14 protein-coding genes are annotated in these 19372 nt (G+C 52.4%); 7 read left to right on the top strand and 7 right to left on the bottom strand.

All coding sequences use genetic code 11. The annotated features are described in order from the left end of the window. The first annotated feature begins 18 nt into the window (after nt 1–18). Entirely contained in the window at nt 19–975 is a 957-nt protein-coding gene (gene dnaI / locus I8J30_RS06030; RefSeq protein ID WP_210657511.1) for a primosomal protein DnaI, read from the top strand. A gap of 53 nt (nt 976–1028) precedes the next feature. On the opposite strand, the gene I8J30_RS06025 is transcribed toward dnaI, so the two are convergent. From I8J30_RS06025 to I8J30_RS06015, 3 genes are all read right to left on the bottom strand, one after another. Beyond that, the gene (locus I8J30_RS06025) at nt 1029–2573 is read right to left on the bottom strand and encodes an S-layer homology domain-containing protein (RefSeq protein ID WP_210656363.1); all 1545 of its coding nucleotides are present in this window, start codon (nt 2571–2573) and stop codon (nt 1029–1031) included. 80 nt (nt 2574–2653) lie between these two features. Next, a complete protein-coding gene (locus I8J30_RS06020; protein ID WP_240547882.1) occupies nt 2654–6550 on the bottom strand; it encodes a bifunctional 2',3'-cyclic-nucleotide 2'-phosphodiesterase/3'-nucleotidase in 3897 nt (1298 codons plus the stop codon). Between the two features lie 152 nt (nt 6551–6702). Next, nucleotides 6703–7722 carry a sulfate ABC transporter substrate-binding protein gene (locus tag I8J30_RS06015; protein WP_210656360.1) on the bottom strand — a complete coding sequence of 340 codons (1020 nt, stop codon included), beginning with the start codon at nt 7720–7722 and terminating at the stop codon, nt 6703–6705. A gap of 386 nt (nt 7723–8108) precedes the next feature. Between I8J30_RS06015 and I8J30_RS06010 the strand changes: the two genes are divergently transcribed. The 5 genes from I8J30_RS06010 to I8J30_RS05990 are packed head-to-tail and all read left to right on the top strand — an operon-like array spanning nt 8109 to nt 12351. Then, nucleotides 8109–9257, top strand: coding sequence for a sulfate ABC transporter substrate-binding protein (locus I8J30_RS06010; protein WP_240547881.1), 1149 nt, complete (start codon nt 8109–8111; stop codon nt 9255–9257). 27 nt (nt 9258–9284) lie between these two features. Beyond that, nucleotides 9285–10133 (top strand): sulfate ABC transporter permease subunit CysT, encoded by an 849-nt coding sequence (gene cysT, locus I8J30_RS06005; RefSeq protein WP_091221075.1) that lies wholly within the window; start codon nt 9285–9287, stop codon nt 10131–10133. A 13-nt stretch (nt 10134–10146) separates the two neighbouring features. Further along, nucleotides 10147–11028, top strand: coding sequence for a sulfate ABC transporter permease subunit CysW (gene cysW, locus I8J30_RS06000; protein WP_210656359.1), 882 nt, complete (start codon nt 10147–10149; stop codon nt 11026–11028). A gap of 3 nt (nt 11029–11031) precedes the next feature. Beyond that, entirely contained in the window at nt 11032–12096 is a 1065-nt protein-coding gene (locus I8J30_RS05995; protein ID WP_210656358.1) for an ABC transporter ATP-binding protein, read from the top strand. A 21-nt stretch (nt 12097–12117) separates the two neighbouring features. Next, the gene (locus I8J30_RS05990; protein WP_210656356.1) at nt 12118–12351 is read left to right on the top strand and encodes a YezD family protein; all 234 of its coding nucleotides are present in this window, start codon (nt 12118–12120) and stop codon (nt 12349–12351) included. 69 nt (nt 12352–12420) lie between these two features. Here the strand turns inward: I8J30_RS05990 and I8J30_RS05985 are convergent, their stop codons facing one another. The 4 genes from I8J30_RS05985 to I8J30_RS05970 form a co-directional block, all read right to left on the bottom strand. Next, a complete protein-coding gene (locus I8J30_RS05985) occupies nt 12421–14670 on the bottom strand; it encodes an MMPL family transporter (protein ID WP_210656354.1) in 2250 nt (749 codons plus the stop codon). 77 nt (nt 14671–14747) lie between these two features. Further along, on the bottom strand, nt 14748–15389 hold the full coding sequence (locus tag I8J30_RS05980; protein WP_210656352.1) for a TetR/AcrR family transcriptional regulator: 642 nt from the start codon (nt 15387–15389) through the stop codon (nt 14748–14750). Between the two features lie 90 nt (nt 15390–15479). After that, nucleotides 15480–16607 carry a ribosome small subunit-dependent GTPase A gene (rsgA, locus tag I8J30_RS05975; protein ID WP_338044841.1) on the bottom strand — a complete coding sequence of 376 codons (1128 nt, stop codon included), beginning with the start codon at nt 16605–16607 and terminating at the stop codon, nt 15480–15482. A 400-nt stretch (nt 16608–17007) separates the two neighbouring features. Then, nucleotides 17008–17154 (bottom strand): YqzM family protein, encoded by a 147-nt coding sequence (locus I8J30_RS05970; protein WP_090982007.1) that lies wholly within the window; start codon nt 17152–17154, stop codon nt 17008–17010. 200 nt (nt 17155–17354) lie between these two features. Between I8J30_RS05970 and uvrC the strand changes: the two genes are divergently transcribed. Beyond that, complete coding sequence (gene uvrC, locus I8J30_RS05965) at nt 17355–19310, top strand: excinuclease ABC subunit UvrC (RefSeq protein WP_210656350.1); 1956 nt, start codon at nt 17355–17357, stop codon at nt 19308–19310. The last annotated feature ends 62 nt before the right edge of the window (nt 19311–19372 follow it).

Below are 19372 nucleotides of genomic sequence, written 5' to 3'. Positions count from 1 at the left end.
AGGTGAGGGTTTATGGCGATGGAATCGCTGGGCGATTTGCTGAAGCAAATGCCGGGAGGCGGAAGCGCATTAAGGCAAGCGGATAAATTAATGGAAGAGCTGCTTGCCGATCCACTCGTCGGCAAACTTCGTTCCAAATATCCGGAGCTGGATAATGAGACGATCCGGCTGAATTTAAATAAAATTTATCAATGCACCAAAGAATTCCGGATCTGCAGCAACTGCCCGGGACTCGATCAATGTCCGAATGATTTCGAGGGCCACTATACGGAGCTTAGCTGCGAAACGGTTGGCGGCCGCGTTCAATTGAACGACCGCAAAGTGACCTGTAAGAAGCTGATCGCCAGACAAAGCGAGAACAAGATCCGCAGCCGCATTCGCAGCTTTTACGTGGATGACCGGGCTTTATTGGAAGGTTACTCCGCGGATGAGATCGTATCGAAAGATCTCGAACGAATGAAAGCGGTCGGTCAGATTATCAAGTACATTAACGTAACCAAAGAAAACGGACTCCAGAAGGAAGGGCTTTATTTAACCGGGTCGTTCGGTACCGGGAAAACGTTCCTCATGTGCTATATGCTCCATGAGCTGGCCAAGGCTGGTTTCACAGGCGCAATCGTGTACATGCCGGAGTTTGTGGAAGACTTGAAGTCACTGATGCTGGAGCAGGGGAAGCTCAAGGAAACGGTCGACCTCATGAAGGAGACGGATCTTCTGATCTTCGATGATATCGGGGCGGAGAACTTGAATCCATGGGTGCGGGATCATGTCCTTGGCGCCATTCTGAATTACCGGATGAACCGTAAGCCGACGTTCTACACGTCCAATTATGGGCTTGATGCGATCGAACAGCATTTCAGCTTTACGAACAAAGACGGTGATGAGCTGCACAAAGGGCAGCGGCTGATGGATCGGATTCGTCCGTACGTCCAGCCTGTTCATGTGACAGGCCACAATAAACGCGGTCTTCGTTGATTGCCATCTGTATATAGAAAGAGCCTGCCGTAACAGACGGCAGGCTCTTTGTTTTACGCGCGGAACAGTAAGTTGTAGAGCGCTTGTGCGGCTTCTGCGCGTGTTGTATTGCTGCGTGGGGAGAAGAGGTGATCGCTGCCAACCAATAGCCCGGCATGAACGGCGGCTTCAACCGCTTCTTTCGCCCAGCTGCTGATGGCATTCTTGTCTTGGAATGCATCGATGTCAGCGGCACTCCCGCTGGTGGCTTGACCGTGCTGTTTCTCATAGACGCGAGTAATCATGAGCGCCATTTCTTCGCGTGTAATCGGCTTGTTCGGTTCGAATTTCCCGGCGCTCGTGCCGGATGTGATGTCGTTCTCGTAGGCTGCGGCAGTGGCATCGGCATACCAGCTGTCCGCATTGACATCGGTGAAAGGTGCGGTACTTGTCGCTTTCAGACCAAGAGCACGAACGAGCATCGTTACAAACTCGGCACGTGTCACTTTGGCTTTCGGACCGAAGCTGTCTGTGGAGATGCCTTGGACGACATGCTTCGCAGTCAGTTCCTCGATCACATCAGCTGCCCAATGTGTCGTTGGCACGTCGGCAAACTTCTTCGTATACGAGAACACGCCGTATTGAGAGAAATGGCCAATTTCGGCGGTCAGCGTGTTTCCTTTGAGCGTGCCGCCGATATACTCGACTCCGCCGAGATCAGAGAGATAATAAATGCCGGTGAGACGGGCATCCGCGCTAGCAGCGAGCTGAAGCTGGAGCGTGACCGGCTTTGTGAAGCTGCTCAGCTTCTTCACGGAGCCGTCCTTGAATGCGATGCCAAGGGTCAGTTCAATGACTTGCCCTTGCGGTGTAAGGCCAGCACCGGCATCTCCGAGCTTGACAACGGCAGAAGCGGCTTCGCTGCTCGTCAGACTGCTGAATTGAAGCGAGAGACTCGCCTCCTTATCGGAACCGGCCAGCACGGAGAGCGCATTCAGCACTTCCTTCGGCAGCGTGACGGTTCCATTCGGCAGCAGTATGCGGAAGCTGTTATCTTCAATGGTTTGCATGACGGATGCGGGAATCCGGATGTCCGATTTGGCGGAAGCGACCTCGCTGGCATCCAATGTGGCAACACCGTTAGCGGCAGCGGCGACATCGGACAGCTCGAAATGAACGGTCGTCACACCATCCGGAGTCGGCGGCTCATCGGTATTAGCGGGAGGCGCAGCAGGAATTCCGTTTCCGTTCGAAGCTACGGTAAATGTCTTGGTCGAGACGTCAGTGCCTTGTCCGGCAATGATTTGATAGCTGCTGCCGGCTGCCGCATTGCCGGACAGCTGAAAGGAAGCGGAATATCGGCCATCGGCCGCTTTCACGATATCAAAGAATAGGATGGTGCTGTCCGGACTGATGACTTTAATAATGACCTCTGCCGCATTGGTCGTGCCGCTGATCGGTACGGAACCACCGGCAAAGACAGTGGTTACTGCGTCAATTGTTGTGCCGGCAGCTTGTGGAATGGAACTTTCCGCATAAGCAGCCAACGGTGCTGCTGCAGGCACAGCTAACCCCAAGGACAAGGATAGTGCCGTTAAGAGGATTGCATTTCTCTTCAACTTGATGCTCCTTTCTAAAGGTGACCCGGACGGGGCAGTTGATTCGACTGAGTCCGGGTTCACCGCCGTGTAACCTGATTTTATGGAGTCGTATTGATATTCGTGATGCGTCCTTTCACAGCCGCCGTAATCGTACCGTGATTGAACGTGTTCAGAACATAGTAGTAGAAGGCATCGATATCGGTGGGACCGGCTGTCGGATTTTTACCTTGTGTCAGGACTGTATAGTTGTCGCCGCCGGCTGCCATGAAATTATTTACTACAGCTGTGTATTCTGCCGAGTCGGTAATTTCGGTACCGTCTTCTTTCGTTAAGGTGACGACACGCTCAGCAATGGGCTTGCTGAAATCAGCCGTATAACGAAGTCCGGAGATTTGCAGCGTTTTCGTACTGGCTGCTGTTTCTCCCCATTGTTGTTGAAGCAGCGTCTTAATTTGAGCGCCGGTCAGCGTCATCTTAACCAGCTGGTTGCCGAACGGCTGTATGCGGAACAAATCGGAATAGAGAACATTGCCGAGCGGCAAATCAGCACGGATGCCGCCCGGGTTCATGAATGCAAAGTCGGATTGCATGGCATCCTTCATGGCATCGGCGATCAAGCTGCCAAGCGCGATTTCCTGGGTATAGGCATTCTCTTTCTTATAAGCCGTCTCTGTGGAGCCGACCGGTAAAGCAAGCTCAGGATGTCTCGCAAGGGCAGCCTGTACCAGTGCAGTCACTTCAGCATCCGGTGTAATACCGGCTTGATTGACGTCAACGATGTTGGCTTCCTTCTTCACGATATCATGCGTTAATGGATCGATCTCAAGATCCACGTCGGCAAATGCCGTACCGTAGGAGTAGGCTTGGAAAATGAGCTTGTTGTCCACCATTCCGTTTACTTTCGCATGGTTGTCGCCGGCGAAAATAACGTCAACCTCATCGCTAACGGCGTTTGCGAGATCAGCTGCCTCGCCAGTAATTGTTGCGCCGCTCTGTGACGCAGGATCATGAGCAAGTACCACGATGGCTTTGACGCCTTGTGCGGTCAAGGCATCGACTGCCGCATTGACAACCGGGGCTTGATCCACGATATTTACCGGTGCCAAGGCGGCGGGAGAAACTTTGCTTGGCGTCAGCATGGTAACGACACCGATGAAGCCGATTTTTTCACCGCCGACTTCTTCAATGACATACGGTGCAATGATAGGCTCACCTGTCACTTTGCTGAGCACATTGGCGTTTACATAATCGATTTTGGTCTTTGAATGCGTGATGCTCGTATTAATCGGATCCTGGCCGCCGTTTAACTGAGCCATGAGTGCAGGTACACCTTGATCAAACTCGTGATTACCAAGCGTACCGACTTTGAATCCGAGCAGCTCCATGAAATCGAGAGTAGGCTTATCGCGCTCAAGCGATGAAACCGGCGAGCTTGCGCCTACTGCATCGCCATTATGGACAAGCAAGGTGTTTGCTGCATTGGTTGATTTGTATTGCTTCAGGTAAGTTGCCAGGTAGGCAGCCCCGCCCAGAACATTGCCGCCGACAGTGGTGGAGTAGTCGAGCTGACCGTGGAAGTCATTGATACCAAGCAGTTGAACCTTCACATTCTCGCTTGGCTCTGTCGCATCTCCGTGAAGATCAAGCTTGTAGATGCCGAATCCTTTCTCGTCGGTACGGTCAAGTGAAGCGATCTTTGGATTAGCGCTCAAGTATGTTTTCGCAACCGGTGAAGTTGTAAAGGTAACGTTAACATCAGCATCAACAGGTGCAATCGACCAGTTGTTGTCGGCGGCCGGATCAATCGTACCCTGCTCCGTGATGTAATCCATAAGCACTTGACGATTCTCGCTGGCAGAATCCAAGACGAGCGGAGAACCCTTCACGCCCGGGAAGTTGCCTCCGCCGTTAACGCGGTAGTTATTGCTGATTACAATGAAGTCCTGATCAGGATCAACCGGTTGACCGTTATAGGCAAGGTTAACAATCCGGCTGGATGCAGCGTCGTTAATTGTACCGTCTTTGGTGTACTTAGCCGGTTTCGTGACATCTACCTGATAAGTGACGCCATCGATGACATCGAAGTTGAATACCGGGAAGGACGGGTTGAGCAGCGACTGCTCGTCTGTCTTGTTTGGATCAATTTGATTGAACATACCGGCAGACATTTCGAGCCATTCCTTCACGACGGAGCCTTTCACTTTAATGGCCTTCAGCGTATTGTCGTAGAGATACAAATCGCTGGCGCTCTTAATGGCAAGATCGCCTGCCTTAATATCCGTATATTCACCCGGTCCATTGCGGCCGGCTTTGAACGGGGCGCCTACGGATAGAATCGGGAGATCCTTATCCGGCGAGTTCTTCGTATTCAATTCTTGCTGTACGAACCACTTCTGCGCTTGCGTAACGATTTGCACGGAAGGGTCGTCCTGCACGAGTGCAAAGTAGCTGTAAATCGGAGCTGAAGTTTGACCGATCGCTTGGTTTGCATAGGCGATTGTCGCTGCATGTTCGGTTTTAATTGCATCGACGACCGCAGAATCCGCTTCAACAAGCGGAAGTTTCTTCACGCTGTCATAGATATACTTGTTGGAGGACTGCGAAGCAGTAACCTTCCATTTGCCATTGGTTTTGTTCAGCGTTAGGTCGATGATTCCCAGATTGCCGCCGCCGAAGCCGGCTTGTACGGCAGCAACGCCATTGATTGTGCCTTTCGCATTATCGACGCCAGGAAGCGGGTTGCCGCTCGCGTCCTTAAAGAGGGGATCAAGTGCGCTGATGCTGGCTGCCGGGAAAACCTTATGGGTGTGCGAGAACGTAATGGCATCGATGCCCGCAACTTTACTCAGCGGGTATACCGCATCCTCCGCACCTGCGCCTGCCTCTGCATTTCCATTAAAGCCCGAGTGTGTAAGGGCAACGATGACTTCTGCGCCTTCCGCGCGCATTTGAGGAACGAATGTCTCTGCCGTCTCTACAATATCCTTGGTAACGACTTTACCGTCGAGATTTCCTTTATCCCAATCCATAATTTGCGGCGTCACGAATCCGATGAAGCCTACTTTGACCGTCTGAGTTTGACCGTTCTCATCTTTGAAGGTTTTGTCCATAATGACATACGGCGTGTACTTATTAACGTCGTTGCTTGGGTCGGCGTCGTGATCGTCCACATAGACGTTCGCATTGACATAAGGGAAAGCAGCGTCATCGGTAGCTTCGTTCAAATAATCAAGACCGTAATTGAACTCATGATTTCCGAATGTTGCAATATCGTAGCCCATCAGGTTCATCGCTTTATAGGCCGGATGTACTTCGCCCTCCTTAAGCGGCGCTACTTTAGCCATATAGGTGCCAAGAGGCGTGCCTTGAAGCAAATCGCCATTATCGACAAGCAGCGTATTCTTCACTTCTGAGCGTGCTTGCTTCACTAAAGTGGCTGTTTTAACAAGCCCGACGTTCTCTGCCGGAGCATCCTTGTAATAATCGTAGTTCATGAAATTGGTGTGGACATCCGTCGTTTCCATGATGCGCAGCTTCAAGGTCGAACCAATCGTAACCGGATCGGCGAGGCCATTGCCCACCTCCGTGAGCGAGCCGCTATAGGAGTCAACGACAAATACTTTGACGGACAGGCTGCTTCCCGTCTTATTGAAATGCGCCGTCATTTTCTCGCTGCCTACGATATCCTTCGTCAAAGCTGCTATTCCGATCGGCACGGCGCCATCGAACAGTTCAAAAATAACGGTTTCTTCGCCGGCATGTCCTCCAGCTGACGGCGTTACCACCGCACTGGCCAGAACACCGCCGGCTGTATCCATGGCTGCGTTTGTAATTGTAAAAGGCCGATCATCGGCAACGACGATCTTCTCATTCACTGAGGCTTCAATGACGGCTTGCGCATGTGCAGGGGTCGGGAGATAAGATGATGTCAGAAAGCCTGCGAGAAGGGAGGCGGCAATCGCAGCCCGCGACATTCTCTTGCGAATATGAACCATTTTCTAGTAACTCCACCTTTCAATTGGTATAAGAAAAGTGTAACAACTAAGGTATTAAATTGGGCTAAAGATATTATTCGATTCTTGTAAATCAAGGTATGTATAGAAAAAACCGTACATCCATTAGGATGTACGGTTTTTGATGAGCCATGTTACGGTTTGTAAATATCGTCGAACACGCCGCCGTCGTTAAAGAATTTCGTTTGCGCTTTGTTCCAGCCGCCGAAGTCGCGGATGTTCGAAAGCTCGACGTTTTTGAACTTCTTCGTGAATTCTGCAGCGATTTTCGTATTTGTCGGACGGTAGAAGTTTTGAGCCACGATACGTTGACCGGCATTCGTGTAGAGGTAGTCGAGATAAGCTTTAGCTACTTCACGAGTACCGTGTTTCTCTGCGTTCTTCGTAACGACAGCTACAGGAGGCTCGGCAAGAATGCTATAGGAAGGCGTTACGATTTCGAAATCCTTGCCATGCTCTTTAAGCGCAAGGTACGCTTCGTTCTCCCAAGCAAGCAGCACGTCGCCGATTCCGCGTTCAACGAAGGTCGTTGTCGAGCCGCGAGCACCGGAATCCAGTACAGGCACGTTCTTGAAGAGCTTCGTTACGAATTCCTTTGCTTTCGCTTCACTGTTGTTGTTGTGTTTCAACGCATAACCCCATGCAGCAAGGAAGTTCCAGCGTGCGCCGCCGCTTGTTTTCGGATTCGGCGTAATGACGGACACTTTATCTTTAACTAGATCGCTCCAATCCTTAATCTTCTTCGGATTCCCTTTGCGTACGAGGAAGACGATTGTGGATGTGTATGGCGAACTGTTCTTAGCAAAACGTGATTCCCAGCCGTCATTAATCAGTCCGGCTTTTTGGATCGCGTCAATATCATAAGCAAGCGCAAGTGTAACGACATCGGCTTGCAGTCCGTCGATAACAGAGCGAGCTTGGGCGCCGGAGCCGCCATGAGATTGCTTAATCGTAACCTTCTGTCCGGTCTTAGCCTTCCAATAAGAAGCGAAGGCTTTATTGTACTGCACGTAGAGCTCACGGGTCGGATCGTACGAGACGTTCAGCAGCTCGATATCCGGTTTCGCCGGTTTGGTTACGGCTGCAAAGCTGGTGGAGGATAAGGATAGGATTAATGCCAGTACGGTGATCGTGAGTAGCAGTTTTTTCTTCATTTTTCAACTCTCCCTTTATTATAGTGCTCCATCCCGATCTGACTGATTGGACAAAAAAAGGAGGCCCAGGCAGAATGCATCCATGAAGAGAAACTTCAGGCTGCTGTTACGTTGCCGGGGCCTCCGGTGGACCGGTGGGCTCGATGGATTTATCATAAGCTGACAATTCCTACCTGTCAACTATGAATTCAACAAAACTTTAAATAAGAAAAACTGATCCATTTCATAAATATGTTAAAAAAAAGGATTGACATGACAGCTTATCCATTGCTATCATCATCCCATAACCAACTAAACAGGTAGGATTAATTCTATTTCAACTACCGGTCAACGCGGAGTGGGAAAGCGTTAGTTATCTGAAATAAGATGATGAGAGGTGCTTTTACATGACAAACATGAAAAAGAAGAATTCCAAGTTAACGCTCCACACGCTGTTGATCTTTATTGTATTCGCCCTTGCGCTGACAGGCTGCGGATGGGATTCCAATTCCCCTGCGAATACGAACCAATCCAACACCAATACAGGCGCTGCCAATAATACCAATGCAGACGGCACGGAGCCGGCGGCCGATAATGCGGCAAACACGGAATCTACCGAACCGATTGAGCTGTTGAATGTTTCTTACGACCCGACGCGTGAATTATATGAATCTTACAATAAACTGTTTGCAGATTATTGGGAGAAAGAGCATGGACAGAAAGTAACGATCAAACAATCCCATGCCGGCTCCGGCGCTCAATCGCGGGCGGTCATTGATGGACTCAAAGCCGATGTTGTCACACTTGCTCTCGGCTATGATATCGATGCAATCGCTGAGAAAGGGCTGATCGATCCGGATTGGCAGCAGCAGTTTGAGAACAACAGCGCGCCTTATACATCCACGATCGTGTTCCTGGTCCGCAAAGGTAACCCGAAACAGATCAAGGATTGGAACGACTTGGTGAAACCGGGCGTGGAAGTCATCACGCCAAACCCGAAAACAAGCGGCGGCGCACGTTGGAACTACCTCGCAGCTTGGGGCTATGCGCTTAAACAGAACAATGACGACGAAGAGAAGGCGCAAGAATTCGTTTCCGCATTGTTCAAGAACGTACCTGTACTCGATTCCGGGGCACGCGGCTCCACGACAACCTTCGTAGAGAAGGGCATCGGCGATGTGCTGCTCGCTTGGGAGAATGAAGCGCTTCTTTCCGTGAAAGAGCTTGGCCCGGATAAATTCGATATTGTCTATCCTTCGATCAGTATTCTTGCAGAACCGCCGGTAGCCGTTGTCGATAAGAACGTCGATAAGAAAGGCTCGCGCACCGTTGCGGAAGCTTACCTGGATTACCTGTACACCGAAGAAGCGCAGAAGCTTGTCGCGGAGAATTTCTACCGCCCGCAGCTGGCATCGGTAGCGGAGCAGTACGCGGACCAATTCCCGGAAATGACCTTGCTGACGATCAACGATGATTTCGGCGGCTGGGCCGTTGCACAGAAGAAGCATTTTGCAGACGGCGGCGTATTTGATCAAATCTACGCACCCGGCTCATAAGCGAATCGACAGGAGCTGACTCTTCTTATGAAAAGTTCCACTTCAAGCAAAGCGAAGCCGCGCAGCATATTGCCCGGTTTCGGACTTTCCCTTGGATTCACCATTTTCTACTTAAGCGTACTGGTCATCATCCCGTTAGCCGGTATCTTCGTGAAAACATCCGGTTTAACGCCGGCTCAGTTCTGGCACACGGTGGCTAATGCACGGGTGCTCGCATCCTACAAAATCAGTTTCTTTACATCCTTCTATGCTGCACTAATCAATCTAGTATTCGGACTCATTGTCGCCTGGGTGCTGGTACGCTACAAATTTCCGGGGAAAAAGCTGGTCGACAGCCTGATCGATTTGCCCTTTGCACTGCCAACCGCGGTTGCCGGCATTGCATTGACCGCAATCTACGCACCAAACGGCTGGATTGGTTCTTTGCTTGAACCGCTCGGTATCAAAGTGGCTTTCACGCCGCTTGGCATTACGTTAGCGCTGATCTTTATCGGTTTGCCCTTCGTGGTACGGACGGTGCAGCCCGTTCTGCAGGAGCTGGATAAAGAAGTCGAAGAAGCGGCCGTCATGCTCGGCGCATTCCGTTGGCGGACGTTCCGACGGGTCATTCTGCCGGAGCTGATCCCGCCGCTGCTTACGGGATTTGCGCTTGCTTTTGCCAGAGGGATTGGAGAGTACGGTTCGGTCGTCTTCATCTCCGGCAATATGCCGATGAAGACGGAAATCGCGCCGCTGCTCATTATGACAAAGCTTGAGCAGTACGATTACAAGGGAGCAACGGCCATTGCGCTTGTCATGCTTGTCGCATCCTTCCTGCTTCTTCTGTTAATCAACTACTTGCAGTGGCGGAGCAATCGCCGCGTTATTGCGGAATAGGAGCGTGTAAACTATGGCTGGTGCAGTTACGGTTCATCTAACCGAGAAGTCCGCGCAGCGTCCGAAACATATTAACGAGTCTGCCGGCATTCGAATCATACTCATCTCTATCGCGCTGCTGTTCCTGGTACTTGTGGTGCTGCTGCCGCTGATGTCGGTTTTTATTGAAGCTTTCAAACGGGGAACAGAGGTATATGTAGCCGCGCTGAGGGATCCCGATGCTTGGTCGGCACTGCGGCTAACCTTGCTGACAGCTGTCATTGCAGTTCCGCTTAATACGGTTTTTGGCATTGCCGCCGCTTGGGCGATCAGTAAGTTCCGGTTTCGGGGCAAAAACGTACTTATTACGCTGATTGATTTACCTTTTGCCGTATCGCCGGTTATCTCGGGTTTGGTCTTCGTGTTATTGTTCGGCGCGCAAGGCTTCCTCGGACCGTGGTTGTCGGATCATAATATCCAAATTATCTTCGCATTGCCTGGTATCGTGCTTGCGACAACGTTCGTTACATTTCCGTTCGTTGCTCGCGAACTGATCCCGCTGATGCAGGCGCAAGGCGTACAAGAAGAGGAAGCCGCCGCAAGCCTCGGTGCTAAGGGCTGGCAAATCTTCTGGCGCGTCACACTGCCTAACATCAAATGGGGATTGCTCTACGGCATCATTCTTTGTAATGCGAGGGCGATGGGGGAGTTTGGCGCTGTATCGGTCGTATCCGGCCACATTCGCGGAGAGACGAATACGCTGCCGCTGCACATCGAAATCCTGTATAACGAATATCAATTCTCTGCATCGTTTGCAGTGGCTTCCTTGCTGGTCATGCTGGCATTGGTGACGCTGGTCGTAAAGAGCTTCATCGAATGGAAAACCGCTCAGAAAACCCCGAAAGAGGAGGGCTAAAGGATGCATATCGAGGTTCGCAACATCAATAAATCCTTTCAAGGCCACCAAGCCGTAGACGACGTCAGCTTCTCGATTGAACGCGGCAAGCTGATCGGCCTGCTCGGACCGAGCGGCGGCGGCAAATCGACGCTGCTTCGTATATTAGCGGGACTCGAGACTCCGGATTCCGGCGATATCTTCATTAACGGGAAGCGGGTCAACGATGTTCAGCCGCAGCTCAGAGGAATCGGATTTGTATTTCAGAACTACGCGTTGTTTAAACATATGACCGTATTCGATAATATCGCTTTCGGACTGACGATTCGCAAGAACAGTAAAGCTGAGATCAAGGAGCGCGTCGGGGAATTGCTCGACTTGACGGGGCTGCGAGGCTTCGAGCATCGCTATCCGCACCAGCTCTCCGGCGGTCAGCGGCAGAGGGTGGCATTCGCCAGAGCGCTTGCGCCTAAGCCGGATCTGCTGCTGCTCGATGAGCCCTTCGCCGCCATTGATGCGAAGGTGCGCAAGGAGCTTCGCACCTGGTTGAAGCAGCTGATCGGCACACTGGGCATCACCTCCATCTTCGTCACGCACGACCAAGACGAGGCAGTCGAGGTAGCGGACGAAATGCTGATCGTCCAGCAAGGGAAGCTGGAGCAGCAGGGATCGCCGGTTCATATTTACACGGATCCGCAAACCGCATTCGTGGCTGGATTCATCGGTCATTCCAGCGTTGTGGAGCAGCCTAGGGACCTTCGCGGCTTCAGCGGCTCTTCACTGGCAGAAGGCGCTAAAGCGCTGATTCGCCCGGAGTTTGTGGAGGTAGGGCGCGAGCGGGAAATTCCGTTCCCATCCGCTGCGGAGAAAGGCAAGGTTCGGCATATTTTCTTCCGAGGCGCTCATTTGGAGCTTGATGTGGAAGTAGGCAACAACAGGCTGTCGGCACACCGTTCACTGGATCAAGAGCCGCTTCAGCCGGGTGATGAAGTATCTGTCCTTATTCACCGCTTATACGTGATTACCGACAAGTCGGCGACGATCGTGGAGAATCCACTTAAGGTCGATCCGCTGCCGGTTCACATTTAATTCGTCCGGGAGGGATTTATTATGGCAAAGCCAATCGTGCTGGATCAAGAATGGTTAGAGCGCATAGCAACTCAGGTAAATGGGCTTGAATATGGTTCGGTTCTCATTACGGTTCATGACGGCAGAGTAGTCCAAATCGACCGTACAGAGCGCAAGAGGTTCGATGCGGCGACTGCCAAAACCGGGCAAAATGGGCAACAACGACAAGAACCAACAAACAGCAGCACGGATAAATTGAAGGCTGTTAACGGATAGAAGAGGGAAGGAAAAGAGAAGCGCCGGACTGCTCGTTGATAACGAGTGACCCGGCGCTTTTTTTGCTGATTAGTTGCCTGTATGCGTTGATCGTTCCGATTTCGATGCTGCGGAAGCGGGCCAGAAAGCAAAGCGACCGCAAAGTACCGTTATCGCGGGAACCAGGAACGGCCTCACGATAAACGTATCCAGCAGCACGCCGATTGCCGTTATTGTACCGAATTGCACAAGCACTTGAATCGGCAAGGTTGCCAGCACGGCGAAGGTGCCAGCGAGAATCAGACCTGCCGAGGTGATGACGGAACCGGTCTGGGAGACGCCTTCTTTCACCGCTTGGCGCAGCGGCATGTGACGCGCTTTCTTCCAAATGCTCGAAATCATGAAGATGTTGTAATCCTCGCCGAGCGCAACGATAAAGACAAAGGAATAGAGCGGAATGAGTCCTTGAATCGCGTCTGTGCCGAACAAATAATGAAGCACGACCCAGCCGAGGCCGAGAGCGCTGTAGTAGGATAACAAGACAGTTGCAATCAAATAAAGCATCGCGACGAAGGAGCGCAGGTAGGCAAGCAATAGAATCGCGATAAGAATTAGAATGACCGGAATGATAAGCTTCGCGTCATCGCCGGTGGTTTGCTTGGTGTCGTATTGCTCCGCGGTTTGGCCGCCAATCCATATGCCGTCGGCGGCGTCGGCGCCGGATGCAGAGAGTGCTTCTTGCGCCGCCTGCCGTAGCTCTGGGATGTGAGCGATCGCTTCGATCGAATATGGATTTACGGCAAGCTCGACTTCAAAGCGCAGCAGATCTGGATTCGCAGCGCCTGGAACCGGATCCGTTACTTTCTTCACGAAGGGAAGAGCAGCTAATGCGGCTTTGACTGCTTCGCCTTGCTCGGCGGATTGGGTCTCCGCGATCACTTGCACAGGTGCTAGCTCGCCGGCATTGAAATGATCCGCGATAAGAGTGAAGCCCTCTCGTGAAGGAGAATCTGCCGGGAATGAAGAGAGCGTGTCGAATGTGTATTTGATTTGGGTGGCGAAAATCACGCAAATGACCAGGAGGATCGTCGTAATAACCGCGATTCGTTTCGGTTTACGGACAACGGCTTCTCCAAGCCGGTCGCCAAGGGTCGGGCGTGTTTGCGGGGACGGCGCGGGTTTCCCTTTCTTCTTCGCCCGTGCGGCAGCCATTTCTTGCGTTCGTGGAATGAACGGGTAGAAGGATGCTCGGCCCAATAGACCGAGGAACGCCGGTACAAGTGTCAAGCTGGCGATCATCATGATCAGAATGGCTAAGCTGAACGGAATCGCGAAGCGCTGAACGCTGCCGAATTCAGCCAGCAGGAGCACAAGCAGGGAGAGCACAACGGTGAGTCCGCTCATGGCAATTGCTCCCGAAGAGCCGCTGAAAGCACGCTTTAATGCGGTGAATGTATGGCCTTCTTCCTTCAATTCGCTGCGGAATCTGGCAATCAGGAATAGGCAGTAGTCGGTTCCGGCACCGAACAGCAGCACGGTCATGATCGATAAGCTCTGGGAATCGTAAGCAATCCAGCCCTGATCCGCCATCCAGCCTAACAGCGGCGTAATAGCCCCGTATGCGAATCCGACCGCAATGAGCGGAATGAGTGCGAGTACCGGTGAACGGTAGATGAGAAGCAGGAAGAGCAGGACCAGAAAAACGGTTGCCAGCAGCAGGGAAACGTCAGCGCTCTTGAACAAGCCTGTCGCGTCAACTGCGATACCGACAGGTCCGGATGCTCGAACGGCAAGGCCGCTGCCGGACGCATCGTTAAGTTTGGTTTGGAACGGATTTTCTGCATCCTTGAAGATCAGGGCTGTTGCTTTCTCGATCTGAGTCAGACCTTCTTTAAGTCCGTCGCTGCCCGCCGACTTATCGAACAGGACAGGCTGAACCAACGTTGTGCCGTCCTGCGAAACTTGCTGCTTTAATGCGGGAAGCGGCAGCTTATCAAGCGGAACGACACTTTCTTGATAAGGAACAGGGCTTGCTTGGAGCTGCTTGGCTAACTGCTGAATGCCTGCCAAATCCTCATCCGTGAGTCCGGCTGCGCGATACCAGGTCAAGAGTGCAGGGATACCGGTTTCAGACGGAAACTGCTCTGCGATGAGCTTCTCGGCTTGAACGGACGGTTTGCTTGCATCGAAGTTGGCCAGCGTATCGTCCTTCAGCTCTGAGGAACTCGGGAGTGTCATGTTGAGCAAAGCGACAATCATAATCCAGGCGGCAAGTGTTATCCATCTGCCGCGTTTACCTCCGACTGCTTGTGTGAATGAATCGAGCCATTTAACTCCCATTTTAAGTCTTCATCTCCTTTGATTTTACTTATCAAGTGATAAGTGATGATTGAAAAAAAAGGTCTATTCAGGCCGCCTTACACCGTAGGTGGTGGGGTGGCCGATAGTCCGAATAACAATACGTTGACGAGCGTTTGGGCTTGTTCATCCCAATTTTTCTTCTTGTCTGCTGCGCCTGGGGCAGAGAATGTGGAGGCAGAGGCCAGTGTCTGGTTTATAAGCCCCATCAACAGCCGGGCTGATTTCTCGGCATCCATTCCGAACTGCGCTGAACTTCGCAGCTGACCATCTCGCTGGCCTGCTTCGAATATGGTGAGCAGCGGTGTGAGATAGGCGCTTCGCCATAGCTCATAGATGATTCGCTGAGACTCCGGGGCAAGCTCATGCCGGATATCGTGAAACATCCGGCTGAGATCCTCGGGGTGATTCGCAAGCATATAGGCAGTGACCTGGCAGAGGCGATGCCTGACATCTGTTTCTCTTTGCATGATACGATCGAGCGCGCTTCGGGTGCCTTCGCACACCGAACGCATCACATCTACGTAAAGCGCCTGCTTATCCTTGAAGTGGTGATATAGCGCAGGCTGCGTTAGCCCGCAGGCATCGGCGATTTGTCTGGTGGATACGGCGCGGTAACCGAGCTCCATGAACAGCTCCTTCGCCGTTCTGATAATCATGGCGCGTGTCTCTTGCAATTGATTCGATTTGTTGGCTGCCATTGCGGAGAAGATTCCTTTCCTGCTAAATCAGCTAATCCCTTCTGCTTATCACTTGATAAGATCATACCTCTTCGGGAACCCGCCAGTCAATTAGTCGATGTCGAGCTTGTGCTTGGAGTAGCTCGTGCGTGCTTCGATCCGTTTATCCGCGCTTTTCTTCTGCCGCTTGCTGACGGATTGCTCTTTGCGCGCTTGATGCGCCAGCTCGCGACCGGTTTTCTTATAGCTCTCGTAGCGGCGCTCATCAAGCGCGCCGCTGCGCAGTGCTTCCTTCACGGCGCAGCCCTGTTCTGCCTGATGGCGGCAATCGCGGAACCGGCAGGTCTCGGCGATCGCTTCGATATCGGAGAACGCTTCCTGCCAGCCGTCATCGGCTTCCCAGAGCTGCAGCTCGCGCATTCCCGGCGTATCCATCATGATGACGCCGCCCGGAAGCGGGAACAGCTCGCGGTGTGTAGTGGTATGGCGGCCGCGCGCGTCGTCCTCGCGGATGCCCTGCACGCGCTGAAGGTCGCCGCCGGCCAGCCAGTTCAGCAGTGTTGATTTGCCGACGCCGGAGGAGCCGGTTACGGCAATGGTGCGGCCTTGGAGCATATAAGGCGAGAGCGAATCGCGGCCTTCGTTCTCCAGAGCGCTGACCGCATGGACCGGAACACCCGGCGCTGCCGCCTCAACTTCGGCGACTCTGCGTTCCGTATCGGTGCAGAGATCGGCTTTCGTCAGCAAGACGACAGGCGTGGCGCCGCTTTCCCAGGCTGCGATGAGGTAACGTTCGATTTTGCGGACATTGTAGTCGCCATTGAGGGCATTAACGATAAAGAGCGTGTCGATGTTCGTGCCAATGACCTGTTCTTCCGGCACGCTGCCGGCCGCTCTGCGGATCATCGCCGAGCGGCGAGGCAGGATGCCGTGAATGATGGCGCGCTGCTCGCCCGGCAGGGATTGTACCGCGACCCAGTCGCCGACGGCAGGGAACTCGCTGCGCGATGCAGCCTGGAACTGGAATTTGCCGCTAACCTCGGCGGCGCATTCGCCGGCGGAGGTCATGATGCGGTAACGATTTGTAAATTGGGCAATGACGCGTGCCGGCTCAAGGCTTACGTTTGCGCCGGCGCTGCTGTTGCCGGACACACTGGCAAACGTATGCTCCCAGTGTTCATTCCAGCCATAGTCTTGCAGGTGGTTCGTGGTCTTGCTTACTTGCATGGGATGGTTCATGTTCAAAATTGGTGTACCCCTTTATTCGTTAGTTTGGTGGATGGATAACAAAAAAGACCGCAGGAAATAAACTCCTGCGGTCTTCGCTTTTGGTACGTTGTACGTACCGAAACGGACACAAAAAAACCGCAAGAAACCGGATTACGGTCTCTTGCGGCGGCTTGGGCGATTACAAATAAGCTAGGGCGTATCCTTAGCTTACGAAGTAACTCCCGTACTTGATCCGTCTGAGACCGATGCAACTGCAACTACTGCTTCTTGAACGTTCATGACATTAGCTACCATTTGACATCAGCCTCCTTAGTTATCGTTAGTTGTCATTCTATGCGCTTCGAAGCGACTTGTCAACTCATTCCATTAAAATGGCCTTGCTCCCGGATTCCGAGGCAAGGCCACATTATTACGAAATGATGAATTTGATAATCACCGCAGCGGCGAAAATAACGAACAGCAGTCCAAAGAATCCGCCAAAGCCAAGTGCAACGTCGAATAGATCGTCGCGCGGTTCCTCGTTCAAATGCTCACGTGGGTCTCTTACATTTTCCATCGTTTCAACTTCCTCCTTAGACAACAACGATTGCTCCCCCTAGTATACCCAACTTCCAGAATAATTGTAAAGTCGCAGGTCGTGACAATTGTGAGGCAAATTTGTGCCGAAAGCGGCTTCCGAGCAAGCCGAGTTCTGCCGCAAAATAAGGCTCATTGTGGTACAATAAACGGTAGCCATGTGCCGGGAGGAGGACGACAATGGAGGATCAACCGAGAACGGAATCGGCCGCTGACAAGCGCCTTGCCGAGGAGCGAATCCGCAGTAAGCTGGCTTTGCTGCCGGATCAGTCAGGCTGTTATTTGATGAAAGACGCCGAAGGCACCATCATTTATGTCGGCAAAGCAAAGGTGCTGAAGAACCGGGTACGATCGTATTTTAACGGCAGCCATAACGGAAAGACATTGCGGCTTGTTTCCTTGATCCGCGATTTCGAATACATTGTAACTTCGAGCAATATGGAAGCGTTGATATTGGAATGCAACCTGATTAAGCAGTATCATCCCCGTTATAACGTCCTTTTAAAGGATGACAAGACCTTCCCGTATATCAAAATCACGAATGAAGCGCATCCGAAGCTTGAGGTTACGCGCCGGATCGTCAAAGATAAAGGCAAATATTTCGGACCGTATCCGAATGCATTCGCGGCAACGCAGACGAAGAAGCTGCTGGATCGGTTATATCCCCTGCGCAAATGCGGCACGCTGCCGGACAAGGTATGTTTGTATTACCATATCGGACAATGTGTAGCGCCTTGCGAGTTCGATATTGCGCCGGGGACGTACGAGAACATGGTGCAGGAGATCACCCGTTTCTTAAATGGCGGTCATGATGAAGTGAAGAAGACGCTGCAGGCTAAGATGGAATCAGCTGCGGAGCTGATGGAGTTCGAGCGAGCGAAGGAATACCGCGATCAGCTCATCGCCATCGATGCAGTCATGGAGAAGCAGAAAATTACGCTCAACGATGCGATGGACCGAGATGTCTTCGGTTATGCGATCGAGAAAGGCTGGATGTGCGTCCAAATTATGTACATGCGGCAAGGGAAGCTGATTGAGCGAAGAGCGACGACGTTCCCTTATTACGGAGCGGCCTATGATGATTTCATGACGTTCGTAACCCAGTATTATTCGGAAAATCCGGCGCTGCCTAAGGAAATTTTCTTGCCTTCACCGCCGCAGGAAGCGGAGCTGGAAACGGCTGCGGGCGTGCAGGAGGCAGGCGTAGCGTACAAAGCGGAGGCCGTGCCGGCAGAGCAGCATGCTGAAGGCGATGAGCAAGGTGAGCCGGAAGCAGGTACAGTGGAAGCCGAGCTGCGAAATTCGTTGCAAAAATGGCTGAAGGTGAAAGTGTTCATGCCGCTGCGCGGACGCAAACGCGATGTGGTTACGATGGCAGTTAACAATGCGAAGGTTACGCTGGATGAGAAATTCAAGCTGATCGAGCGGGATGAGGAACGCACCTTCCGGGCATCGGAAGGGCTGGCGGAAGCGCTGGGTCTGCCGCAGGTTCGCCGTATCGAAGCATTCGATAACTCGAACATTCAAGGGACGGATCCCGTCTCGGCGATGGTGGTCTTCATGGACGGCAAGCCGGATAAGAAGGAATACCGCAAGTACAAGGTGAAGACGGTCGTAGGACCGGATGATTATGGAACGATGCGAGAAGTTATCCGCCGCCGCTATGAGCGCGTGCTGAAGGAAGAGCTTCCGCTGCCGGACCTGATTATAGTCGATGGCGGCCGAGGTCAAATTTCCGCGGCGCTCGATATCCTTGAAAATGAGCTTGGCTTGATGATACCGGTGTGCGGCCTGGTGAAGGACGCCAAACATAAAACAGCTCAGCTCATGACAGGCGATCCCCCTGAAGTAGTGCCGCTGCCGCGGGACAGCCAAGAATTCTACTTGCTCCAGCGGATTCAAGACGAGGTTCACCGTTTTGCGATTACGTTCCACCGCGAGCAGCGGGGCAAATCGATGGTGGCTTCCAAGCTGGATTCGATCCCGGGCATCGGGGAGAAGCGCCGGAAGGCGCTGCTGAAGCATTTTGGCTCCATCAAGAAGATTAAAGAAGCCAGCATCGAAGATTTCCGGCCTCTGTCGATCGGCGAGAAGCTCGCCAATCAGATTATTGAAGCGCTGCAGGAAGAACAGTAGGAACAACACCTTCGGGAAGGGGACGCCAGCTCTATGATGAGCTGGCGTTTTTTAAAACAGGG

It is taken from the genome of Paenibacillus lignilyticus (assembly GCF_017942085.1).
Classification (GTDB): Bacteria; Bacillota; Bacilli; order Paenibacillales; family Paenibacillaceae; genus Paenibacillus_Z; species Paenibacillus_Z lignilyticus.
This window is presented reverse-complemented; position numbering and strand designations above follow the sequence as displayed.